General features: G+C 42.0%; 24 protein-coding genes and 1 pseudogene. 18 read left to right on the forward strand and 7 right to left on the reverse strand.

What is annotated here, in order from left to right:
• Positions 1 to 40: 40 nt before the first annotated feature.
• The 18 genes and pseudogenes from ccsA to corA all read left to right on the forward strand — a co-directional run bounded on the left by ccsA (position 41) and on the right by corA (position 18,022).
• Positions 41 to 706, forward strand: a complete 666-nt coding sequence (gene ccsA, locus G496_RS0118005) for a cytochrome c biogenesis protein CcsA (RefSeq protein WP_027180500.1) — start codon at positions 41 to 43, stop codon at positions 704 to 706.
• 21 nt (positions 707 to 727) lie between these two features.
• Positions 728 to 874, forward strand: coding sequence for a CcmD family protein (locus G496_RS21005; RefSeq protein WP_084407609.1), 147 nt, complete (start codon positions 728 to 730; stop codon positions 872 to 874).
• A complete protein-coding gene (locus tag G496_RS0118015) occupies positions 858 to 1,499 on the forward strand; it encodes a tetratricopeptide repeat protein (protein ID WP_051295145.1) in 642 nt (213 codons plus the stop codon). Before G496_RS21005 ends, G496_RS0118015 begins: the two co-directional genes overlap by 17 nt.
• A 557-nt stretch (positions 1,500 to 2,056) precedes the next feature.
• Positions 2,057 to 3,253 carry a branched-chain amino acid ABC transporter substrate-binding protein gene (locus G496_RS0118025; RefSeq protein ID WP_027180502.1) on the forward strand — a complete coding sequence of 399 codons (1,197 nt, stop codon included), beginning with the start codon at positions 2,057 to 2,059 and terminating at the stop codon, positions 3,251 to 3,253.
• 237 nt (positions 3,254 to 3,490) lie between these two features.
• A complete protein-coding gene (locus G496_RS0118030; protein ID WP_027180503.1) occupies positions 3,491 to 4,393 on the forward strand; it encodes a branched-chain amino acid ABC transporter permease in 903 nt (300 codons plus the stop codon).
• A gap of 58 nt (positions 4,394 to 4,451) precedes the next feature.
• A complete protein-coding gene (locus G496_RS0118035) occupies positions 4,452 to 5,675 on the forward strand; it encodes an ABC transporter permease subunit (RefSeq protein ID WP_027180504.1) in 1,224 nt (407 codons plus the stop codon).
• Positions 5,668 to 6,468 carry an ABC transporter ATP-binding protein gene (locus G496_RS0118040; RefSeq protein ID WP_027180505.1) on the forward strand — a complete coding sequence of 267 codons (801 nt, stop codon included), beginning with the start codon at positions 5,668 to 5,670 and terminating at the stop codon, positions 6,466 to 6,468. The genes G496_RS0118035 and G496_RS0118040 overlap by 8 nt, the downstream gene beginning before the upstream one ends.
• The gene (locus tag G496_RS0118045) at positions 6,461 to 7,168 is read left to right on the forward strand and encodes an ABC transporter ATP-binding protein (RefSeq protein WP_027180506.1); all 708 of its coding nucleotides are present in this window, start codon (positions 6,461 to 6,463) and stop codon (positions 7,166 to 7,168) included. Before G496_RS0118040 ends, G496_RS0118045 begins: the two co-directional genes overlap by 8 nt.
• Positions 7,169 to 7,453: 285 nt before the next feature.
• On the forward strand, positions 7,454 to 8,911 hold the full coding sequence (guaB, locus tag G496_RS0118050; RefSeq protein WP_027180507.1) for an IMP dehydrogenase: 1,458 nt from the start codon (positions 7,454 to 7,456) through the stop codon (positions 8,909 to 8,911).
• Between the two features lie 15 nt (positions 8,912 to 8,926).
• On the forward strand, positions 8,927 to 10,474 hold the full coding sequence (guaA, locus tag G496_RS0118055; protein WP_027180508.1) for a glutamine-hydrolyzing GMP synthase: 1,548 nt from the start codon (positions 8,927 to 8,929) through the stop codon (positions 10,472 to 10,474).
• 155 nt (positions 10,475 to 10,629) lie between these two features.
• Positions 10,630 to 11,061: a Sec-independent protein translocase protein TatB gene (tatB, locus tag G496_RS21010; protein ID WP_027180509.1), complete on the forward strand. Its 432-nt coding sequence runs from the start codon at positions 10,630 to 10,632 to the stop codon at positions 11,059 to 11,061.
• Positions 11,062 to 11,228: 167 nt separating this feature from the next.
• Positions 11,229 to 11,999 (forward strand): annotated as a pseudogene (gene tatC, locus G496_RS0118065) (twin-arginine translocase subunit TatC); the annotation flags it as partial.
• A gap of 240 nt (positions 12,000 to 12,239) precedes the next feature.
• Positions 12,240 to 12,827, forward strand: coding sequence for an imidazoleglycerol-phosphate dehydratase HisB (hisB, locus tag G496_RS0118070; protein WP_027180511.1), 588 nt, complete (start codon positions 12,240 to 12,242; stop codon positions 12,825 to 12,827).
• Entirely contained in the window at positions 12,827 to 13,483 is a 657-nt protein-coding gene (locus G496_RS0118075) for a hypothetical protein (protein ID WP_027180512.1), read from the forward strand. Before hisB ends, G496_RS0118075 begins: the two co-directional genes overlap by 1 nt.
• A complete protein-coding gene (hisA, locus tag G496_RS0118080) occupies positions 13,480 to 14,211 on the forward strand; it encodes a 1-(5-phosphoribosyl)-5-[(5-phosphoribosylamino)methylideneamino]imidazole-4-carboxamide isomerase (protein WP_027180513.1) in 732 nt (243 codons plus the stop codon). The genes G496_RS0118075 and hisA overlap by 4 nt, the downstream gene beginning before the upstream one ends.
• A gap of 9 nt (positions 14,212 to 14,220) precedes the next feature.
• Positions 14,221 to 14,427, forward strand: coding sequence for a heavy-metal-associated domain-containing protein (locus G496_RS0118085; protein WP_027180514.1), 207 nt, complete (start codon positions 14,221 to 14,223; stop codon positions 14,425 to 14,427).
• A 238-nt stretch (positions 14,428 to 14,665) separates the two neighbouring features.
• Entirely contained in the window at positions 14,666 to 16,939 is a 2,274-nt protein-coding gene (locus G496_RS20780; RefSeq protein WP_051295146.1) for a mechanosensitive ion channel domain-containing protein, read from the forward strand.
• A 24-nt stretch (positions 16,940 to 16,963) separates the two neighbouring features.
• Positions 16,964 to 18,022, forward strand: a complete 1,059-nt coding sequence (corA, locus tag G496_RS0118095) for a magnesium/cobalt transporter CorA (RefSeq protein WP_027180515.1) — start codon at positions 16,964 to 16,966, stop codon at positions 18,020 to 18,022.
• Positions 18,023 to 18,037: 15 nt separating this feature from the next.
• Here corA and G496_RS0118100 read toward each other — a convergent pair whose 3' ends face one another.
• From G496_RS0118100 to G496_RS0118130, 7 genes are all read right to left on the reverse strand, one after another.
• A complete protein-coding gene (locus G496_RS0118100; protein WP_027180516.1) occupies positions 18,038 to 18,379 on the reverse strand; it encodes a cupin domain-containing protein in 342 nt (113 codons plus the stop codon).
• Between the two features lie 128 nt (positions 18,380 to 18,507).
• The gene (gene gatA / locus G496_RS0118105) at positions 18,508 to 19,971 is read right to left on the reverse strand and encodes an Asp-tRNA(Asn)/Glu-tRNA(Gln) amidotransferase subunit GatA (RefSeq protein ID WP_027180517.1); all 1,464 of its coding nucleotides are present in this window, start codon (positions 19,969 to 19,971) and stop codon (positions 18,508 to 18,510) included.
• A 35-nt stretch (positions 19,972 to 20,006) separates the two neighbouring features.
• Entirely contained in the window at positions 20,007 to 20,291 is a 285-nt protein-coding gene (gene gatC, locus G496_RS0118110) for an Asp-tRNA(Asn)/Glu-tRNA(Gln) amidotransferase subunit GatC (RefSeq protein ID WP_027180518.1), read from the reverse strand.
• Positions 20,292 to 20,378: 87 nt separating this feature from the next.
• A complete protein-coding gene (locus tag G496_RS0118115; protein WP_051295147.1) occupies positions 20,379 to 22,400 on the reverse strand; it encodes a penicillin-binding protein activator in 2,022 nt (673 codons plus the stop codon).
• Positions 22,401 to 22,623: 223 nt separating this feature from the next.
• Positions 22,624 to 24,540: a molecular chaperone DnaK gene (gene dnaK / locus G496_RS0118120; RefSeq protein ID WP_027180520.1), complete on the reverse strand. Its 1,917-nt coding sequence runs from the start codon at positions 24,538 to 24,540 to the stop codon at positions 22,624 to 22,626.
• An 87-nt stretch (positions 24,541 to 24,627) separates the two neighbouring features.
• On the reverse strand, positions 24,628 to 25,197 hold the full coding sequence (gene grpE / locus G496_RS0118125; protein WP_027180521.1) for a nucleotide exchange factor GrpE: 570 nt from the start codon (positions 25,195 to 25,197) through the stop codon (positions 24,628 to 24,630).
• 136 nt (positions 25,198 to 25,333) lie between these two features.
• A complete protein-coding gene (locus G496_RS0118130) occupies positions 25,334 to 26,542 on the reverse strand; it encodes an aminopeptidase (RefSeq protein ID WP_051295148.1) in 1,209 nt (402 codons plus the stop codon).
• Positions 26,543 to 26,795: the final 253 nt, after the last annotated feature.

The following is a 26,795-nucleotide window of genomic DNA, read 5'->3' on the forward strand; positions in this document are numbered from 1 at the left end:
TCTGATTTAGATTCCGGTTTTGATAAACGGAGTAATATAGATGGTTGTCAGAATTCTGGCTGTTTTAAGCGCAATAGCTCTTTGCATTGGTCAATATATGATCTGGATGTATGCGCCATTGGAAATGGTTATGGGTATCGTCCAGAAGATTTTTTATATGCATATGCCTCTTGCTGCACTGGCAATGCTCAGCTTTTTCGTGGTATTTGCCGCAAGTGTTGCTTATCTGCTTAAAAGGAATGACCGTTTTGACCGTATGGCCGGAGCCGCAGCCGAGCTGGGAGTTGTTTTCAGCGGACTTGCTCTTATTACCGGTTCCATCTGGGGACGTGCTGCATGGAATGTCTGGTGGACATGGGACCCGAGACTGACGACCACTCTTATTATGTGGTTCGTATATGCAGCATATTTAGTACTCAGGTCTGCCCCCATGTCAGGAGACAGAAGGGCTTTGGTTTGTTCCGTGCTTGGAATTGTCTCATTTGTCGATGTCCCTCTCGTTTTTTATTCGGCCCGTTTGTGGAGAAGTGTACACCCCAATGTACTTGGTGCAAAAGGAGGTGGCATGGAGCCTGAAATGCTACAGACTCTTTTATGCAATCTCATAGCATTCGCTCTTCTCTGGCTTACGCTTTTAATTATCAGATATCGCCAGTTGAATCATTCGGCAAAGCTTGATTCCATGGTGGTATGGGATGATGAATAACAGAAGTTTCAGGAGTCTTTAATGACCAATCAGATATATCTCATGGTAGCGAACGTTGCTGTCTGGATCGGGATTGCAGGATATGTAGCCTTTCTCGGTCTGAAAAGCGTTTCTATAGAACGCAGAATAAACCAGATGGAGCAGCTCGAAAATGACAGTGAAGAATAAAGTAAAATCAGGAGGCGACGTGCCGGGAACAAAAACTTTCAGCATGTCTTCTAAACAGAAGGTTCTTGTCGGAGTTCTCGGACTGGCTTTATTGATTATGTTTGTTTCATCTTTTTATTACCGGATGAGTCATCCCGGAAACAGGGTGGAATTCAGACAGCAGGAATCATCCGGTATGGGTGGCGGCATGTCTGCCTCTACTGGCGAAAGTATGAAAAATATCCGTAAGTTGATGGATAAGTTGGACAAAAATCCTCAGGATAAAGAAGTCCTCCTCAATCTTGCCGACTCTTTTATGATGATAAGATCCTATGACAGAGCCAGAAAGTTTTTTGAACGTGCTCTTGCCATAGATTCTAAGAATATACACGCTCTTATGGGGCTTGGTATGTGCTATTATCAGAGTGAGGATTTTGATAAGGCCATTAATTCTTTTGGAAAATTGCTGGAAATTAATCCCAATGATCCTATGGCCCACTATAATATCGGAATAATACAGAAATATTATACTCACGATCATGAGAAAGCCAAAGTTCATTTCAATGCGGTGATCTCCAGTCCTGATTCAGAGGAAGACCTTAAAGCTCAGGCTCGTGAAGAATTGAAATCTGATGATAAACAATAGTTGAACCGTAACTATAAGATTACCTTTGGCCGGACCCTTTATGGGGCCGGCCTTTTTTTTAATATTATGATTGGATAATTTTACAAAATAAAATTAAATACAGTACACTGGCAGGTTGGATTTATATATTATTTACAGAAAAAAATTAAATGTTTTTCAAAATTTTGTTTGAACAATAGTGCATAAGTTATGTATTAAAGTTCAAATTTGTAGTTTCGGACAGGAAAATGTTGATTTATTCTTCATTTTTAATATATTCAAAAAAGTAAAATACAATATTGTATTTTTTAGAACTTATTGACATATATACTTTTGTTTAGATAATTATCTGAATATTCATCAGGGTTTCTATACTCTGCTCGAAGTAATGATCTTCAGTTGTTGCAGTGAGCGTTAAAGAGTGGAAATGATACAGTATCAACTTGCTAAGTGGGAGGATTTTGTTGATAAATGGCTGATTCGCGTTCTTCTGATAGCCATGCTCTGCATGCCCTGATGAAACACGAATTTATGGACCGGGTTTTACCTGAAATTTTTCGTAGTTAAGGAGTTAGAGGATGAAACGATCTTTAGTATTATTGGTAGTAGTATTGATGTTTTCCATTGGCCTTATGGGCTGCAGTCAGGAAAAGAAAGAGCAGACCCCTGCTAAAAAAGAAACAGCAGAAAAAACAGTAGAAAAAACAGAAGCAGCTCCTGCCGGCGGGGAGATAATTCTCGGCGTTCCCGGCGCTCATAGTGGAGACCTTGCTTCTTACGGACTTCCGACTGTTGCCGCAGCTGAACTTGTTGCAAAAAGTTATAATGACAAGGGTGGAGTTAACGGCATGAAAGTTGTGGTTGCACCTCAGGATGACCAGTGCAAACCTGAGCTTGCCACAAACGCAGCTTTCAAACTTGTTTCTGATAAGGTCACAATTGTTCTTGGCCATATCTGCTCAGGTGCGACAAAAGCAGCATTGCCTATCTACAAAGAAGCCAACATTGTCTGCCTTTCTCCTTCAGCAACTAACCCTCCTCTTACCCAGAGTGGTGACTACCCCAACTTCTTCAGAACCATTGCTTCTGACGATGCTCAGGCAGCACTTGCCGCGAAATTTGCAATGGAAGACCTTCATCTGAAAAAAATCGCCGTTATTCATGATAAAGGTGACTATGGTAAAGGTTTTGCCGAATTCGCCAAAAAATTTGTTGAAGAAGCAAAAGATCACGAAGTCATTCTTTTTGAGGGCATCACTCCCGGCGCAGTTGATTACTCCGCAGTTGTTCAGAAAATTAAATCTTCCGGTGCTGATGGTGTAATCTTTGGTGGATATCATCCCGAAGCTTCCAAGATTATAATGCAGATGCGCAAGAAGACTCTCGATATTCCATTTATCTCTGATGACGGTGTAAAAGCACAGACTTTTATCGACACAGCCGGTGCTGCTGCTGAAGGTGTTTATGCAACAGGACCCCGTGATATTACCGCTAATCCTCTTTATGCTGTAGCACATCAGGGTTTTCTCGATACACATGAAGGTAAAGAGCCCGGTGCATTCTACTACGAAGCATACTCCGGAGCTATCGCTCTGTTGAATGCAATCGAAAAGGCCGGTTCCACCGATTACGATAAAATTGTTGATGCCCTGCACAATAATCTTGTCGAAACTCCTGTTGGAAAGATTAAATTCGATTCAAAGGGTGATGCAATCGGCGTTGGCTTCTCCGTATATCAGGTTCACGACGGCCAGTATGTAGAAGTAAAAAAATAGGCTCAAGTACTACAGATAACATTTGACATCCGGGGACAGGCGTATGCTTGTCCCCTCGGATTGTTAAAGGAATCTGGTTGATATTATGGAATTTTTTACCGACGTGTTTTCGGTTCGTCCGTGGATAAATGGGGTGGCGCTGGAAAAACATTTTATGTTTTTTTAAAGGGGATCAAATTTTTTGATGTCCGTTTCCCATTTTGATGTTCGACCGGATTTATGAAGATGGAAAAATAAATGGACTACTTTTTCGAGCTTTTCCTTAGCGGCCTGACAAGAGGCAGTATTTATGCACTGATAGCACTCGGTTACACTATGGTTTACGGTATTATCGAGCTGATCAATTTTGCCCATGGTGAAATATATATGATTGGCGCGTTTGTCGGGCTTGTAGTGGCTGGAGTTCTTACCAGTTTTGGCTTTCCTGCATTTTCTATTCTGATTCTGGCAACTATTGCTGCGATTGTGTGGGCAGCTTCGTATGGATATACTATTGAAAAAATAGCTTATAAGCCATTGCGTAACGCTCCGAGATTATCACCGCTCATTTCAGCAATCGGAATGTCTATTTTTCTACAGAACTATGTAATGCTTTCCCAGACTTCAGAATTTGTGTCTTTCCCTAAACTTATTCCGGATTTCAAATTTTTGAAGGGATATGAGGGAATGATAGGTTCAACAGATCTGCTGATAATTATTGTTACTGCAATAGTTATGATTGCCTTGAATCTGTTCATCAAGTTCACAAAAATGGGTAAGGCCATGCGTGCAACTGCCCAGAATAGAAAAATGGCAATGCTGGTTGGAATTAATGTGAACATGGTTATTTCCGCCACTTTTATCATTGGTTCAAGCCTTGCTGCTATTGGTGGAGTGCTTATCGCCTCCCACATAGGACAGATAAATTTTTATATAGGCTTCATTGCCGGAATCAAGGCTTTTACTGCGGCTGTTCTTGGAGGTATCGGTTCAGTTCCCGGTGCCATGCTCGGCGGTCTCATTCTCGGCTGGACCGAAAGTTTCTGTACCGGTTATGTTTCCAGTGACTATGAAGATGTTTTCGCTTTTGCGCTTCTTGTCCTGATTCTTATTTTCAGACCTTCCGGATTGCTTGGTAAGGCACCGACACAAAAAGTGTAATTTCCCGGAAATCAGTCAGAATAAGATTTTAATCATAATATGTAAGGATCGGATAAATATGGCAGCCATAAAAAAATCAGTTATTATTTCTCTATGGTTTATGTTCCTGACTCTTCCCATAATGGGCGTTTATGTGAATAGTCTGGAAAATACTGTTACCTGGCATCTGGATAGAATAGGATATGTAGGTATCGGAGTTTTTTTCTTTTCATTTGTCTGGCGTTTTTTAATGCAAAAGCGCGAGCAGGGGCAAAAAGAGGAAGAAGAGAACGGTGAAGTCAAACTTAATTTGATAAGTAGACTGGCAGGAAATCGGGCGTTTTATATTCCGTTTATACTTGCTGTTGCCGTCTTTGCTCTTGCTTTTCCACACATTTTTTCAATGTACCAGACCAATATCATGATTTCAGCCCTTGTTTATGTTGTTCTGGGGCTGGGGCTTAATATTGTTGTCGGTCTTGCAGGGCTTCTGGACCTTGGATATGTGGCCTTCTATGCGGTGGGTGCTTATGCTTATGCTTTGATGAATATGTATTGGGGTGTAAGTTTCTGGGCAGCACTGCCTATAGGAGCTTTGCTCGGAGCTTTCTGTGGTATCCTTCTTGGTTTCCCTGTTTTGAGGCTTCGTGGAGACTATCTGGCCATCGTAACACTTGGATTCGGGGAAATTATAAGACTCGTTCTTGAGAACTGGGGTGAATTTACTCAGGGCCCCAGCGGAATAGCAAACATTCCCCGTCCTGACTTTTTTGGCCTTGCTTCAGGACTGACCAGTTCCATTCTTTTTATGTACTACCTGATGTTGATCATGGTTATAGTGACAATTTTTATTGTCAACAGATTGAAAAATTCAAGAATAGGGCGAGCATGGCAGGCCTTGCGCGAAGACGAAATAGCATGTCAGGCCATGGGTATTGATAAAGTGAAAACCAAACTTACAGCTTTTGCTCTTGGTGCTACCTGGGCAGGACTTGTAGGTGTTGTTTTTGCTGCCAAGACTTCGTTTGTAAATCCTGCAAGTTTTACATTTCTCGAATCGGCCATTATTTTGTCAATTGTTGTCCTTGGTGGCATGGGGTCTATTCTGGGTGTGATTCTGGGAGCTTTAATTCTGATCCTGCTGCCGGAATATCTCAGGGCTTTTTCCGAATACCGTATGCTTGTTTTCGGTGCGACGATGACCCTTGTAATGGTTTTCAGACCACAGGGGCTTATTCGTGACGTTCGGCGAAAAATTAATATCAAGGCAGTCCAAAAGGCTTTAGGCGGCTCTAATGAATAAAGAAAGACGCACTGTTTTAGACGTTAAAAAAGTATGTATGGATTTCGGTGGGCTGCGGGCTCTCGATGATGTGAATCTTAATGTAATGGAGAATGAAATTGTTGCACTTATTGGCCCTAACGGAGCTGGCAAGACAACATTCTTCAACTGTATAACAGGAATTTACAATCCTACAGAAGGCGAAGTTCTGGTTGAGCCGAAAGCTGGTAAGATCAAGAAAGTTAACGGAATGAAACCAAACCATGTTACTGAACTTGGTATGGCCAGAACGTTTCAGAATATCAGACTTTTTCCTTCAATGAGTGTTTTGGAAAACGTTATGATCGGCTGCCATTGCAGAACCAAGGCCACTTTTATTGGAGCAATTCTGCGTGGTCCCCGTACTAGAAGGGAAGAGCAGAAGACCATTCTCAAAAGCTATGATCTCCTTAAGGAAGTCGGGCTGGAACAGTTTTCGGATGAACTTGCCAGTAATCTTCCGTATGGAGCCCAGCGCAGGCTGGAGATAGCAAGGGCGCTTGCTACGGATCCTTTCCTCCTTCTGCTTGACGAGCCTGCTGCCGGTATGAATCCATATGAGACTGCGGAACTAAAGGAACTCATCCTTGAAATTAAAGAAAGACACAATGTTTCAGTATTGCTCATTGAGCATGATATGAAAATGGTAATGAGCCTTTCTGACAGGATTTTTGTTCTTGAATACGGCTGTGAAATTGCTCATGGAACCCCGCGTGAAGTAAGTGAAAACCCGGCGGTTATTAAAGCTTATCTCGGGGAGGACGAAGATGCTTGAGCTTAAAGGTATTAATACATACTACGGAAATATTCAGGCATTGCGTAATGTTGATATTACAATAAATGTCGGTGAAATAATCACCCTTATCGGGGCTAATGGAGCCGGTAAAACAACTACGCTTATGTCCGTGAGTGGTGTTGTTCCACCAAGATCAGGAGAGATTCTTTTTGAAGGAAAGAAGCTCAATGGTTGCAGTCCTGAGAAAATAGTAAAAATGGGAATATGTCAGGTTCCGGAAGGGCGCCTTATTTTTCCTGAACTAACTATTATGGAAAACCTTGATATGGGGGCTTTTCTGCGGGAGGATCCGGCAGGAATAAAAGACGATATTGAGATGGTTTTTTCTCTTTTTCCGATTCTTAAAGAACGCCGCAGGCAGGAGGGCGGAACTCTTTCAGGAGGTGAGCAGCAGATGCTCGCAATCTCAAGAGCTTTGATGGCCAGACCACGTTTACTTCTGCTTGATGAGCCTTCTCTTGGTCTTGCTCCACTTATTATTAAGCAGATATTTGAAATAATAAAAAAAATTAACGAAGAAAACGGTACAACTGTTTTTCTGGTTGAGCAAAATGCAAACTTGGCTTTGAAGACTGCTCATCGAGGGTATGTTATGGAAAATGGGGAGATTACGCTTTCTGATACAAGCGAAAATCTTCTGAGTAATGAAGATGTAAAAAAAGCTTATCTAGGACTTTAGAGTTGACAAAAATCGGCCCCGCATATACGCGGGGCCATCTGCTTTTAAAAGTTTTTAAACTGCAGTTGAACAAAGGGAAGAAAAGTATATAATCAGAATATGAACTTGTTCGTTTCCCTTTCTCCGGTTCGTTCCAAATTTCGACCGGTATAAACCGTTTGCCATCTTGGGCATTCCTCTAGTATATCCGGCTGTAACAGGGCGGCGGAGGTTGTGGAGAAATCATTATCTTTATGGTTTCTCTGTTCTTTTATTTAAGTTTCTAAATTATTATGCGAGGGCAAAATGGAAAAGGTAGTTTGTCAGGCTCTTACTTTTGACGATGTACTACTGCTGCCTGCTTATTCGGAAGTTCTTCCGGATAAAGTTGATGTGTCTACTAAATTGACCGAAGAAATTACTCTTAAAATTCCTTTGTTGAGCGCAGCTATGGATACCGTAACAGAGTCGGGTATGGCTGTCTCAATGGCCCGTCATGGCGGTGCCGGCGTTATTCACAAAAATATGAGCGTTCGTGATCAGGTCCGCGAAGTTCAGAGAGTGAAAAAATCTGAAAGCGGAATGGTCACCGATCCTATCGTTGTTCATCCTGAAGATACTGTCGGAAAAGCCCTTAATCTGATGTCGGAGTTCAAAATTTCCGGTTTTCCGGTTGTAAAGGGTGAACATCTTGTCGGAATTATTACAAACCGCGATGTTCGTTTCGTCACCGATGTCAACACTCCTGTTTCAGAAGTAATGACCAGCCGCAATCTTGTTACTGTTTCTGAAGGAATTTCCACAGATGAAGCAAAGCGTCATCTGCATCAGAACAGGATTGAAAAACTGCTGGTTGTTGATGATGAGAACAGACTCGTAGGACTGATCACAATCAAGGATATTGATAAAGTAAAAAAATATCCTCAGGCTGCAAAAGATTCTTACGGCAGATTGCGTTGCGGAGCAGCCATCGGCGTAGGGCACGATATGATGGAGCGTTCTACTGCTCTTCTCGGAGCCGGAGCTGATTTTCTTGTTCTTGATTCTGCTCATGGCCACTCAAAAGGAATCCTCGATTCCATAAAAGAATTGCGCTCATGTTTCCCTGATGCCCAGATTATTGGTGGTAATATTGCCACCTATGATGGCGCTCAGGCCCTTATTGATGCCGGTGTTAATGCTGTTAAGGTCGGTATCGGACCCGGTTCAATATGCACAACCAGAGTTGTTGCCGGAGTTGGTGTTCCTCAGGTTACTGCTATTATGGAAGCAACCCGTGCATGCCATGAGCAGGGAATCGGAGTTATTGCCGATGGTGGAATTAAATTCTCCGGAGATGTAGTAAAAGCTCTGGTTGCCGGTGCTGATACGGTTATGATGGGCTCCATGTTCGCCGGAACTGATGAAAGTCCGGGAGAAACAGTTCTCTATCAGGGTCGCAGCTACAAACTTTACCGTGGAATGGGATCTATTGATGCCATGAAGCAGGGCAGTTCTGATCGTTATTTCCAGAAAAAGACCAATAAGCTTGTTCCTGAAGGTATTGTCGGTCGTGTTCCTTACAAGGGACCTGTTTCCGAAAGTATTTATCAGATGATTGGTGGTCTTCGCTCAGGTATGGGTTATGTTGGTTGCGGTACAATCAAGGAACTTCAGGATAAAGCCCAGTTCTCCCAGATGTCTCCCGCAGGACTCAAAGAAAGCCATGTCCATGACGTAATTATAACTAAGGAAGCTCCTAACTATAGAGTTGATTCCTACTAACGAGGACTATAATCAATGCAGCATAACAATTCAGTAGTAATTCTGGATTTTGGATCACAGTTCACACAGCTTATTGCACGCAGAATACGTGAGGCTGGTGTATATTCCGAAATTCATCCATGCACTACCGATCCGGAAGTAATTAAAAAAATTAATCCGGGAGCACTGATCCTTTCAGGCGGACCTGCTTCAGTTTTGGCTGAAGATTCTCCGTCTCTTGATCCTGCGTTTCTTGATATGGATATACCCATTCTGGGAATCTGCTATGGAATGCAGCTCCTGACTCATATCCTCGGCGGTAATGTTATTGCTGCTGAAGACCGTGAATATGGCCGGGCTGAGTTCCGCGCTACCGGAGATTGCCCGCTTTGGCAGGGTATCGAAGGAATGGAGAATAATACTGTCTGGATGAGTCATGGTGATCGCGTAAAGTCAATACCTGAAGGTTTTATCGCATGTGGTGAAACTGACAGTATCGAGTTTGCCGCAATGGCTAATGATGAGCGCGGAATATACGCTCTCCAGTTCCATCCTGAAGTTGCCCATACTGAAAATGGAACAATGATGATTTCCAATTTCCTTTTCAAGATTGCCAAACTTGAGTCGACATGGTCCATGTCCTCTTTTGTTGACAATTGCATTAAGGAAATGCGCGAAAAGATTGGTGACAATAAGGTTGTTCTCGGCCTTTCCGGTGGAATTGATTCCACTGTTGTTGCTGTTCTGCTCAATAAAGCAATCGGTAAAAATCTGCATTGCATCTTCGTTGATAACGGCCTGCTGCGCATGAACGAGCGTCAGGAAGTTATCGGTTTTCTTGAAGAAAACTTTGATCTTAATGTTAAATGTGTTGATGCTACCGACCTTTTTATGGATAAACTCAATGGCATTGAAGACCCTGAAAAGAAACGTAAGATAATCGGTTATACTTTTATCGATGTTTTCAATGAAGAGGCTAAAAGCCTTGAGGATGTGAAATACCTCGGTCAGGGAACTCTCTATCCTGATGTTATTGAATCCGTATCTTTTAAAGGTCCCTCAGCCGTTATTAAATCTCATCATAATGTCGGCGGTCTTCCTGAGGAAATGGATCTTGAACTTGTTGAGCCTCTGCGCGAGCTTTTTAAAGATGAAGTTCGCAAGGTTGCTTATGAACTTGGTCTTCCCGAGCATATCATCTGGAGACATCCTTTCCCCGGACCGGGCCTCGCGATCAGAATTCTTGGCGAGATTACTGATGAACGCCTCGAAATTCTTCGCAAAGCTGACAAGATTGTCCAAAATGAACTTATGGCTTCCGGTTGGTACAGCAAAGTATGGCAGGGATTTGCCGTATTGCTGCCATTAAAGACCGTAGGTGTAATGGGTGATGGAAGAACTTACGAACACGTTATTGCTCTTAGAATTGTAGACAGCATTGATGCGATGACAGCAGACTGGTCCAGAATTCCTCCTGAAATTCTGGCTAAGATGTCAAACCGGATTATCAATGAGGTCAGAGGAGTGAATAGAGTTGTTCTCGATATCTCTTCAAAGCCACCGAGCACAATCGAATGGGAATAAAAATACCTTGTTTTTAGGCATGGATAAAGCTTAAGAAATTGTATACAAGGATTCAGTTAATTCATTCAAAGCCTATGCGGGATTATTTGGAAATCCCGCATAGGCTCTGGTTTCTTCACAGGACCATTGCCGGTCGCAGATAATAAGGATATTTTATGTTCGGTATCGGATCAACTGAGCTTATCATAATTTTGGTGGTTGCCCTGATAGTAATTGGACCTCAGAAACTTCCTGACCTTATGCGCACTCTGGGTAAGGGACTTTCTGAATTCAGGAATATGTCCAACGATGTAAAACGTACTCTTGATCAGGAAATTGCTACTGCTGACGAAGATCGTCGCAAGCAGGAAGTTGCTGCCATGGAGGAAAAAAGACGTAAGGAAGAGCAGGAGCTGGCTGCCAAAAAAAGTGAAACTCTTGAAGAAGAGACTGCCTCTGAAACATCCACTGAAGCTTCAACAGAAGAAGCTGAAAAGAAGTCCGTTAAAGTGGAGGAACCTGTTGCTGAAAAGGTAGCAGAGACTGAGAGTAAAGCCGCTGAGGGTTCTGTAGATGATTCTGCAAAGTCAGAAGGGGATAAAGCATGAGTAGTTCCGGTAGAGAAGTTCGTGACGGTGAAGAACCGGTAGATGAGACAAGCAACGAACTTCCTTCTGAAACCGAATTAAATGAAAACCTTCCTGCCAGCGAGAGCAGCACTGGGCAGCAGCATGAGCCGGAGGGTGAATCTTCAGACGAAGAAGATGAAGGTGCAATGACATTTCTTGAGCATCTTCAGGAGTTGAGAAAACGCGCAGTTAAAATTCTTTTGGCCTGTCTGGTCGGTTTTATTGCGTGTTATTCTTTTTCAAAGCCTTTATTCTATCTTTTGATGAGACCTCTTGTTGAGGTCCTGCCACAAAATTCCACTCTTATTTTTACCTCACTACCGGAAGCATTTTTTACTTATTTGAAAGTTTCTTTTGTTGCCGGAGTATTTGTTGTCAGTCCTTATATCTTCTCACAAATATGGGGTTTTATTGCTCCGGGGCTATATGACCATGAAAAGAAATGGATGATTCCACTTGCTTTTCTTTCCGCATTTTTCTTTGTCGGCGGAGCTTTATTTGGATATTATATTGTATTCCCTTATGGTTTTGAATTTTTTATGGGTTTTACGGATGAATTTATCCGTCCCATGCCGACACTTAGGGAGTATCTGGCGTTTTCTTTGAAACTTCTTTTTGCTTTCGGCGTTATTTTCGAACTGCCACTTTTTATTTTCTTTCTTTCCAGATTGGGGATTGTCACCCACAAATGGCTTCGGGCAAAAAGAAAATATGCCATCCTTGTCTGCTTTATTGTTTCAGCTATTCTGACACCTCCTGATGTTGTTACCCAGACACTGATGGCAGGACCGCTGATTTTCCTGTATGAGCTTGGTATATGGGTTGCTTATTTCTTTGGAAAAGAGAAGAGGGTGAAAACTCCCCCGGATGATCCTGACGACCCTGACAATGGATCAGGACCGGGAAGTTCAAATGATTCTGAAGAATTAAATGATCTTGAATCATCTGATGATGCAAATAATCTCAAAAAAGAATCAGCTTCTGAAAGTTCAGTTGATGAATCTGAGATTGATGATTCGACAGATAATTCTGAAGAGAGTGATGAAAAGAAGAAGAAAAAAAGCAGCGATTCTGATAAAGCAGCGAATGAATCAGGGTATGATGAAGATCTTATTGAAATGTAATTTTAGTTCAGAGTGTTAGGGCGACGGGAGAGTATTTTGTCCAGAACAGCTTCTATAAGCAGAACAACAAAAGAAACAGACATTGCAATATCACTTTGTCTGGACGGTAACGGCGAAGTTGAAATTTCAACAGGAATAGGTTTTGCCGATCATATGCTGACCCTGATGAGCTTCTGGGCTGGATTTGATCTTCAGTTGACCTGTAAAGGTGACCTTGAAATAGATTCTCACCATACGCTTGAAGATATTGCTCTCGTTCTTGGGCAGACATTGCTTGAAGCTATGGGTGACCGTAAAGGAATAAACCGGATAGGTTTTGCCAAGGTGCCTATGGATGAATCTCTGGTTGAGGTTGTAATAGACCTTTCCGGACGGGCATACCTTGTTTATGATGATGAACTTCTGCCATCAATAATTGCCGGTGATGAAAAAGATGTCTGGCGTGAATTTTTTAAATCTCTGGCATTCAAGGCTGGGATGAACCTTCATATTAACTATGAATATGGCCGTAATGGTCACCATCTCCTTGAAGCCGCCTTCAAGGCTTTAGGGCTTGCATTGCGTAATGCTCTGTCAGTTGAAAGGCAGGGGGTAACCAGTACGAAAGGGAGTCTGGACTAATGAAGCGTTTATTCTTGTATATACTTGCCGCAGTCGGCACACTTATGATTCTTGGCGGATGCCAGACTAAAAGTGATCTTGTAAAGCTGCCTAGGCCTGTTGGAAAACTTGCTGTAGCCGGTTTTACAAATCCTATGTTCAACTATGAACTCCTTGCAGGATATCTTGCCCATGAAGGGCATCCTGTTGATAAGAAAGTTATAAATGAACTTGATCAAAAGCTGGTGCACACCCTCTCTAAACATGGAGTTACAGGGTTTGCCAGACCTGCCATAACAAAGCAGTGCCAGGAAATTGAAGTTTTTGAAAATATGGGCTCTCAGCGCGAGGCTGCTTACAGCTATTGGATTAATGTTGGAAAATGCATGTCTGCTGACTATCTGCTGGTTCCGCAGGTCCTTTTCTGGCAGCCGCATCGTGGTATGAAGAAGCCTAATTACAATGTTCAGCCTGCATCGGTTGTAATTGATCTTTACTTAATAGACGTTAACAATAAGCGCATCGTCCGTAGAATTCATTTTGATGAAACACAGACACCTCTTACGGAAAACATGTTGGATGCCGGCAAGTTTTTCAAGCGTGGAGGTAAATGGGTTTCGGCAATGGAGCTTGCTGACGAGGCACTTGAGAGCGGACTTATGGAGCTTGGTTTATGATTGTTTTTCCTGCTGTTGATATTAAAGATGGACAATGCGTCCGTTTGGTTCAGGGACAGGCTGATGAAGTGACTGTCTTTTCAAGTGATCCTGTTGCTCAGGCAAATATCTGGGCCGGACAGGGAGCAGAGTACCTGCATGTAATTGATCTTGACGGCGCTTTCAGCGGGATGCCTAAAAATTATGAGCTTATTAAAGATATTTGCTCAGAACTCAACATACCTGTTCAACTTGGCGGAGGAATCCGTGATATTGAAACAGCTTCCAGATATTTTGAAGCCGGAGTTGAAAGGCTTATTATAGGCACTATGGCTCTTGAAGATGAAAAAACATTTGCTGAACTCTGCAAAAAATTCCCCGGACGTGTAGGTGTTTCACTTGATGCTGTCGCCGGACAGTTGAAGTCGCGTGGCTGGGTTGAAGATGCTGGAATTTCTGTTTTTGATATCATTCCAAGAATTGAAGAGGCTGGTGCCGCTTTTATAATTTATACAGATATCAGCAGAGATGGAATGCAGACCGGAGTTAATGTTCGGGCCTTGGCTGATCTTTGTGGTAAAACCAAACTGCCTGTCATTGCCGCCGGAGGTGTTGCAACTCTGGATGATGTTAAAAATTTATATCCATTGACTTCAAAGGGACTTGAAGGCGCTATATCCGGTAAAGCTATTTATACCGGTTCGCTTGACTTTGCCGAAGCTGTTAAATGGATTAAAGAACAGAGCTAGGAGGTTTTTATGAAAACTGTTGAAGTAAATGGTATGTCCTGCCAGCATTGCGCAAAATCTGTTACCGATGCTCTTTCCAAGATTGACGGAATTTCTAATGTTGTTGTCGATCTTGAAAAAAAATGTGCTACTTATGAAGATTCCAAGGATGTAGATTCTGAAGAAATTCGTAAGGTCATTTCTAAAATTGGATTTGAGCCCGGAAAGGTTAGTTAATTCAAAATTAGTTTAAGTATTCTTTCCAGATGATCTGACATGAGTGGATCATCACTAGGATTTTTAGGGACTCGTTTTATAAACGAGTCCTTTTTTTGTGTTTTATGTAGAATCATGCTTGCTGATAGCCACTTAGTATGCCAATCTTTTTTTAGATTAAATAGTTTGCTGTTAATTGAATCTAATGTGTTTTAATTAAATTATATAAAAAATCAGTCTGTTAAACGGATCAAACTGTATGAAAAAAATATTTTTATTCCTGTTGTTAGCCTGTTGTATAGCGCAACCCGTCTATTCTCAGGATGACAATAATTCAGAGCAGTTGGGCTCAATTGCTACTCGCCTCGATAATTATGATACGATTATAGCTGAGCAGGAAGCTACATATAATATCAATCAGGGGAACTATGAAAGAGCGCAAAAGCTTATTTCAGACCTAGCTTCTGAATATGAAGATATTCTTCTTGATCAGAGTGTTTCCGGAGGCTCACCCATTGAAATAAGGCAACGTCAAGTCAGGCTTTTTATTTTAAAAAGTAAAATAGACCGTGTATTGGATGGTCTAAAGAGTGATCTGGCTGAGAATGAATCAATTATCGAAATTTTAAGTACTTATAATTTTAGGGCATCCCTGCTGCCAAAGAATTCTCCCAAAGAACTTTTGGATGAGATTACCAAAAGGAGACGTGAAACAGCAGCTCTGAAGAAGCGTGCTGCGGATCAGGATTACAGAATCAGCAGGCTGATCAAAGGGTATGAAAAAATAAGAGACCGGGTAATTGATCAGGATTCCAAAGGAGCTACAGAACTTTACCGGCGGTGGAAGGACTATCTGGTTGTAGGTAAAGATTCTATCTTTTCCAGTGATTTCTGGTATCGGCCAATGTCCTCTGAAAAATGGGTCATAACTCGCCTTAAGAGTCTTAAAACTTATTTTTCACTTTATGTGGATAATGCCATTGTGCATTTGAGTGTCTTCGCTGCTCTGTTTTTTATTACGGTGCTCTTTGGGCGATTCATTCTGCTGAAAATTGCTTTGCATAAAACTTCTATGGAGCATTTTACAAAGAATGAGAAAAGAGATTTTGGCCTATTTTGTCTAGGAGCTTCGCTCTACACGTCTACTGCCTTTGTTTTCCCATATTCAATGGGCTCACTTATGGTTTTGGGAACAGCAATAGCCGGGTTTGGTCTGCTGAGAACTTCAAATTATATTGAAACAGATTTCATGCAGATCAAGAAACCGCAGCTTAGCAAGTTTGCATTTCTTTTTGCTATAAGCGGCATGGTTATCAGTTTGAATATGGCCGAAAAAACACTGACACTTGTGTATATTCTGGCGACACTTGTATTCCTTGCTCGTGAAATTATTGAGTGTAAGAAAAAAAATATTCGAAATACTTTTCTATTGTCACCATCAGGATGGATTTTTTGTGCTCTGACTCTCATTTCTATTTCAGGGTATGGAAGGTTATCAGCTCTGCTGGGTCTTATCATTTCACTCACTATTTTTGTTTATGCCTTAGGCACGTTATGGAGTTCTGTTTTTGTCCTTAAGTCCGGTGATACCCAGCAGATATTTAAAGGTTTTGTACGAAGTCTTGCCATCCCGATAGGATGGGGTGTCGCTGTCTTTTTCGGATATCTATGGATAGCCAGCTTTATAGGCCACAGTGTCATGGCTCATTTTTTCCAATGGAAAATAGGTTGGGAAAAATATTCAATATCAATCGGAACCATTACACTCGTCATTTTGATTTTCTTTTTGACACAGTTGAGCATATCCGCATTTAAAGTTTCCATGGATATGATCGGATCAAGATGGCCAAGAGGCCGGCGCGGAGCTATACCTTCACTGCAATCACTGTTTACCTATGCCATCTGGTCAATTTTTGCTCTGGTCGGATTAAAGATGGTTGGACTTGATCTCACTAGCATTGCGGTTGTAGCTGGTGGTCTTAGTGTTGGTATCGGTTTTGGAATGCAGAATATTTTTAATAACTTTGTAAGTGGTCTTATTCTGCTTTTCGGAAGATCAATCCAGCAGGGTGATATCATTCAGCTTGGTGAAACATGGTGTACAGTTCGCAAAATCAACATACGAACCACAATTGTTGAAACATTTGAAAGCGCATTGATTATTATTCCGAATTCTGAATTGATCGCCACACAGGTAATCAACTGGACTAGAAATAATCCATCTCTCAGGAGAGATATTGTTGTTGGTGCTGCGTATGGATCTAATACAAGAAAAGTTGAAGAAGTCCTCTTGCGTGTGGCAAAAAATAATCCGCATATCCTGACATGGCCCAGACCGTATGTTTATTTCAGTGAATTCGGCGCCAGTAGTCTTGATTTTGTTTTGCGTGTCTGGATTGATGACATTGATAATTCTATTACGGTGCAGTCTGACATTCGTCATTCCATTGATGAAGAATTCCGCAAAGAAGATATTGAAATAGCCTTCCCCCAACTTGATGTGCATATTAAGGATGGGAATAAAATAGAATAGTTTTATTTATAAGGTGGTATTGTCATGGCTCGATTTATCAAAAATATGGATACTGTTCTCGGGAATCCTCCTGGGTCTTTAGTCTTTTTAGGTAAACAACGGGTTGAGAATATTAAAATTTCTACTATCGAGTATGATGTTGAGAATGTTAGAGAATATATTGATGATATAAATTTGGATTTTAATTCCCAGCAACGCGGGGTCAAATGGATTAATGTTGACGGTATTCATGATACTGAAGAAGTCAGCCGGATAGGCAAGGCTTTTAACCTGTCTCCACTTGTGCTGGAAGATATTTTGAACACTTCTCAAAGGCCCAAGCTTGAAGAGTTGGATGAATCAGTTTTTATTTCATTAAAAATGCTCTATTTCAGTGAAGATAAGAGAACTGTCACCGCCGAACAAATGAGCATGGTTTTTGGAAATAATTTTGTTTTAACTTTTCAGGAACGACCGGGTGATGTTTTCGGCTCTGTCCGGTTGCGTATAAGAAAGGGGAGAGGGCGCATAAGAAAAATGGGTGAAGACTATCTGGCATACTCTTTACTCGATGCTATATTTGAGAATTACATCAGGATGATTGAGTTTATCGGTGAACAGATTGAATCACTTGAAGAACATGTTCTTGTCGCGGATGATCCTGATGTGCTGGAAAAGATAAGTTATTATAGAAGAGAGCTGCGTTATATCCGTAAAGTCGTCCGTCCCGCCAGAGAAATCGTGAGTTCCTTTTTAAGACTTGATGATGATTATGTTTCTGATGAAATTAAACCATTTTTGAGAGATCTGGCGGAACTTTCAGATCAGGCAATGGAAGCTGTAGAAGTGTATAGGGAAATGCTTTCTGATTACCTCGGAATTTATAATTCAGCGGTGAGCAACAGACTGAATGAGGTTATGAAGGTTCTGACCGTTTTTTCGACAATATTTATCCCTGTGACCTTTTTGGCCGGTGTCTATGGCATGAATTTCGATTTTATACCGGAACTCAAATTACAATATGCTTATCCTCTATTCTGGGTTGTAGTTGTCTGCGTTGTACTTGTAATGTTGAAATTTTATCGCAATAAAAAATGGATTTAGGCTTATATCCATTTTTTATTTCACAAGCAGTAGCAACATTTTAAATTTTTCGCTGGCTTCAAGGGCATGTGGTATTCCTGCCGGCATAACTATAGATTCTCCTGAACTGAGCACATAATCTTTATCATCAATAGTTATTGTGGCCTGACCTTCAAAAATCTGTACCAGCGCATCTCCCGGAGCAGAGTGGCCGCTAAGACCTTCTCCCTTATCAAAAGCGAATAATGTTATGGTCACAGATTGATTTTGGCTTATGGTCCTACTTACCACCTGTCCTTCCTGATACTGAACCAGCTTTGCGAGTTTTACTATTTCAGAATGAGGAATATTTTTTATTGAAGATATTTTCTCAAGCATACACTTCTCCTTAGAGTATTAATGCTTTAATAATATCTTGCTGAACTTATTGTTGCAAGCAGATAAATAAAAATCCCCTGCACAAAATATGGGCAGGGGATTTCATCTATTTTATATAATGATGTTTTTTATAGTTCAGGCATAGGCATTTCAGGAAGATTTTTTTCAAGTATGTTTGCAGCCTGAAGCATAGTGCTTTCATCAAAAGCAGGAGCCATGATCTGAAGCCCTACAGGCATGCCAGATTCTTTTCCAAGACCTACAGGCAGGCTCATTCCCGGAAGCCCGGCAAGGTTTAATGAAATTGTGAAAATATCCATCAGATACATCTGGAGAGGGTCGGAGGTAAAATCTCCAACCGGAAATGCAGTTGTGGGGCATGCGGGACCGAGAATCAGATCACATGATTCAAAGGCCTTTTCAAAGTCCTGACGCAGAATTCTTCTAATCTGGGCAGCCTTTTTATAATATGCATCGTAATATCCGGCAGACAAAACATAGGTTCCTATGATTATGCGCCTTTGAACTTCATCTCCAAAAGCCTCGGTACGGGATTTTGTATAAAGGTCAATAAGCTCATCTGCTTCTTTATTGCGATAGCCATAACGGATGCCGTCAAAGCGGGAGAGGTTGGAGCTGGCTTCAGCCATTGCTATTATGTAGTAAGTAGCGATGGCGTATTCGGTCATGGAAAGTTTGACCGGAACAGTTTTAGCTCCGAGTTCTTCAGCTTTTTTAATAGCAGCTTTACAGGCTTCGGAAACCTCTTCACTCAAGCCTTCTCCCCAGTATTCCTCAGGCAATCCCAGAGTTAAACCGGAAAGGTCGGTACGTTTTTTAAGTTCTGCTACAAAGTCGGGAACATCACATTCAACTGAAGTTGAATCACGTTTATCGTGTCCGGAGATTACATTTAAAATTCTAGCGGAATCTTCAACGGTTCTTGTCATTGGACCGATCTGATCGAGTGAGGAACCGTATGCTATCATACCATAGCGTGATACTCTGCCATAAGTAGGTTTAACTCCTACAATACCGCAGAATGATGCCGGAAGACGAATAGAACCTCCGGTGTCTGTTCCAAGGGCTGCAAAAGCCTGACCAGCTGCAACTGTAGCTCCTGAGCCACCACTTGATCCTCCCGGAACACGGTCTGTATTCCATGGGTTGCGTGTGGTTTTGTAGGCAGAGTTTTCAGTGGTAGACCCCATTGCAAATTCGTCCATGTTGGCTTTAGCCAGAATTATAGCTCCGGCTTCTTTCAGCTTTGTTATAGCCGTTGCATCATAAAATGGGGTAAAGTCTTCTAATATTTTGGAGCCGCAGGTAGTTTTGATATTCTTTGTAGCCAGAACATCCTTTATAATGACAGGCACTCCCCATAAAGGTTTACTCTTATCGGGACCCTGAGCATCCATTTCCGCAGCCTGTTTTAATGCTTCATCTCTATTTTGAGCAAGAAGGGCTTCAATTGCAGGTTCTGTGCTGTCAATTCTTTCCAGGCATGATTTAACCGCATCAGTTACAGTTATTTCACCACTGGCTATGAGTTCGCTTATTTCAGTAAGGGATTTTTCGTATAGTCTGGACATATCTATTTCCACTGTAGATTTATTTTTTATTCGGTTTAGACGATTCTAGGGACAACAAAATACTGGCCGTCAGTATCAGGGGCATTTGAGAGAACTTCATCTCTAGTATGATCTTTTTTCACTTCGTCTTTCCGCATAACCGTACAGTGTTCGACAGGGCTGTACATTGGTTCAATCTCACTCGTGTCGATTTCATTCAGTTTGTCCATATAGGTAAGAATATCGTGAAGCTGTCCGGAAAACAGTTCAACTTTATCTTCCGGCAGATCAAGGCGGGCCAATTTGGCAACGCGGGCAACTTCTTCCCTGCTGAGTTTCATCTCACTCATTGAAAACTCCTTTAAAAGAGGCTGTGAGCCTTTATTTGCTTTGTTCCGAACAGCAGAGTGAACGGATAAATTTTTTTGCTAGTTATTGTCCTGATTCTGTTTCTTCCATGCTTTAATGCGCATTTCATGGTGTGCTCTGGCTTTAATCAGAGTCTTTTTAATCGATTCAGAATCAACTTTGGATTTACCGTCTTCACGGGGACGGAACAGGAAAAGTTTCTGTTCCGCAATTCCATTTGAATCCCATCTGATGGGTGCCAGACTGAAATCCATATTTTGTGCAGCCATAATCCGTGAATTAATTGTTTCCGGTGTCCAGTCTGAAGGAATTGCTCCAAGTTTGCTGGAGAATCTTACAAAGTCATAACCAAGGGCCACCCAGAAATCGGGAATTCCGAGTCCTTCTTCGTTCATGACATTTTTAAGTTTGACGGCTCCGCCACTTTCAGGCCACCAGGCACCCGGACAAACTGCAAGCCGGAAGTTGTTAGCTTCAATTCCACGCGAGGTATTCAAAGCCTGACTCCACAATTCCGGTCCCAGAAAGACAAGAGTGTCGGCTTCATGGAAAAAGAAGTGGGGAATCATAAGCTGGGCCTGTCTCCATGTATCAGGAATGAAAACCGCACCGAAGTCAGTATCTGGAAGAGGTGCATCTGCATCGAGCCCATTAGCCTTGTTGCGGGCTTCTTTTTCAGGAACCTTAACCAGCTTGGCTACAATTTTACCCCATGCCGGTATATCATTCGGTGGATAACTCATCATCCCCGTAACTTTGGCTCCATGCTGGATAGCCTTTTTCCAGAATTCACTGGACATTTGTCTGCCGAATTTTTCTTTAGGATAAAGAATTGCCAGATTCTTAATGCCGAGATCGTCAATAGCGAGATCAAGGGTTGCTTTAATCTGATCATCTGGGCTTGAGAAAAATCTCCAGGCATCCATTCCTTCCTGCAGATCTCCGGCCTTGGCAAGAAAGGCAAAAGTAGCTTTCTTTTTATATTCCTGACTTGCTTCAAGCTCTTTGAAGGCTGTAACGCTTATTGGTCCGCCTATGACGTTGTACCATGCCGGAAGTTCATCAAGGTGTTTGAGCCAGTTTTTATCTTCTGTATTGATGACTTTGACATCTACGTCCATTCCGGCTTTTGTCAGTTCCCATTGCGCTGCTCCAGCTCCCCGGACAATTTTCCAGCCGTACTCCTGAAATCTTCCTGAAATCGGAAGAATTAAAGCTAGTCCTATTCTGGGGACACCGTATTCTTTTTCAAGACCTGATATAATATTTATCAGCGGAGTTTTGTCGGCAAATTGACCTTCGTCAACTATAGAGGTCATTGTCCTCCATGATGCTGGCCAGTAATCAGACATTGAAGACTGTCTTCTGGCTTTCTCAAAGGTGATCAGGTCATAAGGAAATTTAAGACCATTGTCACTTGTCACATTCTCACTGATTATATTCAGGTTATCCTTATCGCTTTTTTCAAGGTATGATCTGAACCAGTTTTCAAGTTCAGAGCGGTTATTCTGGTTGGGAGCAATGGTGTAGAGTCTTTCCAGAATCGGCAGGGCCTTATCTTTAGGGGCTATACCACTGAGACGTTTTCCTGCTTTGGATCTGATTGCCCATGGTCTGGAGTTGTTTTCCATGTTTTTTTCAAGATACGATTGCAGAAAAGGTATTTCATTCAGCTTATATAAAGTTTTGAAATAGAAATCCTGCCATTCCGGATCATTGTAGACATCAGTGTCCAGTTTTGCCCATTTTTCAAGACTTTCACGGGCAGAGTGGTAATGTTCTGAATTAAATGAGCTGATAGCAAGTCTGCGTGTGGATGGCAGAATATATTGTGTAGGGATATCCCTTCTTTGCAGCAGCCGGCTGTAAAAGAGTTCGCTGGAGACGTAATCTTTTTTATTCCATGATTTGTCTGCTTCGGTAACGAGGGCATTTGTAGAAAGCATATTTGCCGATTCCACGGACATGACAGGTTTTTTGGAAAAACCGGAACAGGCCCCTAGTCCCCCAAGAATTACAAATGCCAGAGCAGCTGTAAGAAGGCGCACCTGAATTGAACATATTTTATGATGAGATTTCATTTTTTGATTATCCATGCACAGTATTTGGCTCATGAATTGTAAACAGTCAATTGCTTTACCCTAGAAAAGCGATTCTTTCCGAAACAATAATTTTTTCAATCCTTAGATAAATAAAAATCCGGCCTGCTTCAAGCAGGCCGGATTAAGCTATACTGACTGAACTGTCATGGCAAGAGCACCTGTTAATAAATCAGGAGACTGAAAAGGTGCTCACAGTCTTTTTTTAGTTTTTAACTTCTGTGAAGTCTGCATCAACAACATCATCATCACCATTCTGTGCATTTGAAGCTCCAGCTTCTCCTGCTTCAGGACCTGCGCCCTGGGCGCCGGCATTCTGACCGTTGTTGGCATAAAGCTGTTCTGCCAGTTTATGTGATGCCTGAGCCAGACTGTCTGTTGCGGTCTTAATAGCTTCAGGATCTTCTGATTCAAGGACCTTTTTAAGGTCTTCAATCTTTGCTTCAATATCACTCTTAAGAGCTGCATCGACATTTTCGCCAACTTCACCAAGAGATTTCTCTGTGGTGTAGATCAGTGAATCTGCCTGATTTCTTGCTTCAATAAGAGCCTGTTTCTTTTTATCTTCTTCGGCGTTGGATTCTGCATCCTTAACCATTTTTTCAATTTCTTCTTCGGACAAACCACTGGAAGCAGTGATACGGATTGACTGTTCCTTACCGGTTCCGGTGTCTTTAGCGGAAACGTTTACAATTCCGTTGGCATCGATATCAAAGGTAACTTCGATCTGCGGTACACCGCGAGGTGCCGGAGGAAGACCTGTGAGTTCGAAACGGCCGAGAGTCATGTTATCCTGTGCCATGGGGCGTTCACCCTGCATAACATGGATGGAAACTGACGGCTGGTTGTCTGCGGCAGTTGTAAAGACCTGACTCTTGCGGGTCGGGATGGTGGTGTTGCGCTCGATAAGCTGAGTGAATACACCGCCCATTGTTTCAATTCCGAGAGACAGAGGTGTAACATCAAGCAGGAGAACGTCTTTAACATCACCAGCCAGAATACCACCCTGAATGGCTGCACCCATAGCAACAACTTCATCCGGGTTTACAGAACGGTTGGGTTCTTTGCCGAAGAGTTCCTGCACTTTCTGCTGTACCAGAGGCATACGTGTCATACCACCGACGAGGATAACTTCGTCAATGTCGGAAGCAGAGAGGCCTGCATCTTTAAGAGCTTTCTGACAAGGCTCTTTGGTACGGTCAACAAGGTCTGAAACCAGTTTTTCAAGTTTAGCACGGCTCAGTTTAACCATAAGGTGTTTGGGGCCGTTCTGGTCTGCTGTGATGAAGGGCAGGTTGACTTCTGTTTCCATTGAACTTGAAAGTTCTTTTTTAGCCTTTTCGCCTGCTTCTTTCAGTCTCTGAAGGGCCATGCGGTCCTTGGAGAGGTCAATGCTGTTTTCACGCTTGAACTCATCAACAAGATACTGAATTACGCGGTTGTCGAAATCTTCACCACCAAGGAAGGTGTCTCCGTTGGTTGCACGAACTTCAACAACATTGTCGCCTACTTCAAGGATAGAGATATCGAAAGTACCGCCACCGAGGTCGAATACAGCGATTTTTTCATTTGCTTTTTTGTCAAAACCGTAAGCAAGTGAAGCGGCTGTAGGCTCGTTGATGATACGTTTTACTTCGAGTCCGGCAATACGTCCGGCATCTTTTGTGGCCTGACGCTGGGAGTCGTTGAAGTATGCAGGAACTGTAATAACAGCTTCTGTAACATCTTCTCCAAGGTAGGTTTCAGCATCTTTTTTAAGTTTCTGCAGGATAATAGCGGAAACTTCTGAAGGGCTGTATTTCTTACCTTCAATTTCAACCCAGGCATCTCCGCCTTTTCCGTCTACCACATTGTAGGGGCAGTGTTCTTCCCATTTCTTAACTTCGGGAGAATCAACTTTGCGGCCCATCAGACGCTTGATTGCGAAAATTGTTTTTTCAGGGTTTGTTACAGCCTGACGCTTTGCTATTTCACCGACAAGGCGTTCTTTATCTGTGAAACCGACAACGGATGGAGTTGTACGACCACCTTCCGGGTTGCTGACACATTTCGGATCCTTACCTTCCATAACATAGACGCAGGAGTTGGTAGTTCCGAGGTCAATTCCTATAATTTTACTCATATATTCAGTCCTCCTGATATTAAATTCTAAATCTGTTAGTTTTGAATTAATATCCATTCCCCGATTGTAAAGAGGGGAATAAATTTATTATGATAATTTGTTCACCAGAACTTTAGCCGGTCTGATAACGCGTCCTTTAAGTACATATCCACACTGCATGACCTGTGCGACAGCATTATCCGGGATATCTGCCTGTTGTGCCATTCCCATGGCTTCATGAAAATTGGGATCAAACTCGTCACCGGCTTTTCCCACAGGCTCAAGACCATGTTTTCCAAGAGCATCAAGGAAAATTTTTCTGGTCATTTCCACACCGGTAACAAAATCTTTGCATTGATCAAGATTTTTTGAATGCGCCAGAGCCAGATCCAGATTGTCAAGAACAGGGAGAAGGTCTGAAATGACCTTTTCTGTTGCAAATTTTTTAAGCTCGTCAGTTTCTCTTGCAAGTCTCTTTTTCAGATTCTCGCTTTCAGCCATTGCACGCAGTCTTTCATCACGGGCTTCTCCCATGACATCACATTTCGAACATACATGCTCAAGGCATAGAGCTTTAATTTCCTCTTCATCCAGAAAGTGCTCGGAATCTTTTTGTTCCGCGCTCTCTTTCTGCTCCTGTACAGTCTCATTATCTTTAAAATCTTTCTGTTCAGACATGGGTTCTCCGAAGTCATGAATTAGCGGCCTGCGAAAACTTTTTGCTTCACCAGACCGCCGTAATTGAACAAATAAACATCGCTTTCGGTCTGTCAACTGCTAAATGTGCATCAAAATACAAAAAAAGTGGAGTAAATTAAAAGGCAAAGCTTCCACCCTCATAAATAATCTTTTTTCGGCCATCGGCAAGAGTTGCAGTAACAGTTTTATTCTCAGTATTAACAAGGTCCCAGTGTATCCCGGATGAATTGAAGCCTAGATAATCTTTTAATTCCGGGGTCAAAGTCTCCTGCGGGCCAGAAAAACTTTTTAGTAGTGATTGGCCTAAAGCAATGTGACAGTTTCCAAATTCTCCACCAAAATTTTCATCCAATAATGTAGATGCCATATAATGGGATATCCGTGAAATGCGCTTGTCAGTGAGTGAAAATTCTCCAATGCGTCTTGCTCCGGAATCCATCCGCAGCTGGTCAAGGAGGAATTTTTCTCCGCCCATGGCTTTTGCTCTGACAACGACACCCTGATTGAACTCCAGCTGTATCCCGTAAATGGTCCTGTCCATATTTATAGAAGGAAGATCTGCCAGATATTTTCCCTGCATAGTCCTGTAATCCGGGGAAATGTAAACTTCGCATCCGGGAATATTATCACCGAGAGTTCCGAGCCATTTTCTGTTTTTCCCGGGTGAGAATGTGAAATCGCAGTATTCTGATTCAACATGGATTCTGCTGATATCAAGTGAAGTTAATTCTGCAGCAGTTTCGCTGGTCTGTCTGGATATTTTAATCCATTCTTTTGCCGGATAGGGCATATTAAGGTAACAGGCCCTGATGAAGAGTTCTTTATAACGCTCAAAGCTCAAGCCGGAACTTGCAGCCAGATCTTCTGTGGGGAATATACATTCAGTCCAGCCCAGAGCTCCTGCCTGCTTACGTTTGTTAATCAGGTTGTCCAGCTTAAGTGATGATTTTCTGTTTTCATTGATTGTTAGCGGATTTACTCTGGATAAGGCCCCCATATCAACAGGCGCATGGATGCGTATAACACCCTTAGCCTCTTCATAAAGTTGTAGTTTTCCGGGGATTTCATAGGTCAGCTGCCCATAGCTGGAATTTATGTATAGTTCAGCTTTCATATTGGTCGTCAGTACGGCCTCCAGCACAGGGTGCAGATGGGCGTCAATAAGCTGGGCATATAATATTTCAGCCAGTCTTTCAGCGGCACTGTCATATTTAATAATGATGATATCTTTATTTTTAAGTGGAGTTTTCCGGTTATGTCTCACAGCCCACAAAAGAATTTCGGCATAATTGGTCAAATCATCTGAGGATATTGCTTGGCTCATAATTATTAGGTGAAGTTTTGAGGGTAAATTTAATATTTAAAGGTGAAAGACACAGATAGGCATTAATCTTGATATGAACAGTAGCAGGATAGATAAAATTTATTGAAAATTAAAGGTGGCAAAGCATACTTCCACTGAATGTAATCATCTGTAGTTGTAACATAATGATTTTTGAAAAAATTTTATAATTGATATTGACTTTCAATCTTCTGTATGAAAAGTAAGAGAACGAATTCAGCCGGAATACAAATTG

The organism is Maridesulfovibrio bastinii DSM 16055, from assembly GCF_000429985.1.
In the GTDB taxonomy this organism is placed as follows: domain Bacteria; phylum Desulfobacterota; class Desulfovibrionia; order Desulfovibrionales; family Desulfovibrionaceae; genus Maridesulfovibrio; species Maridesulfovibrio bastinii.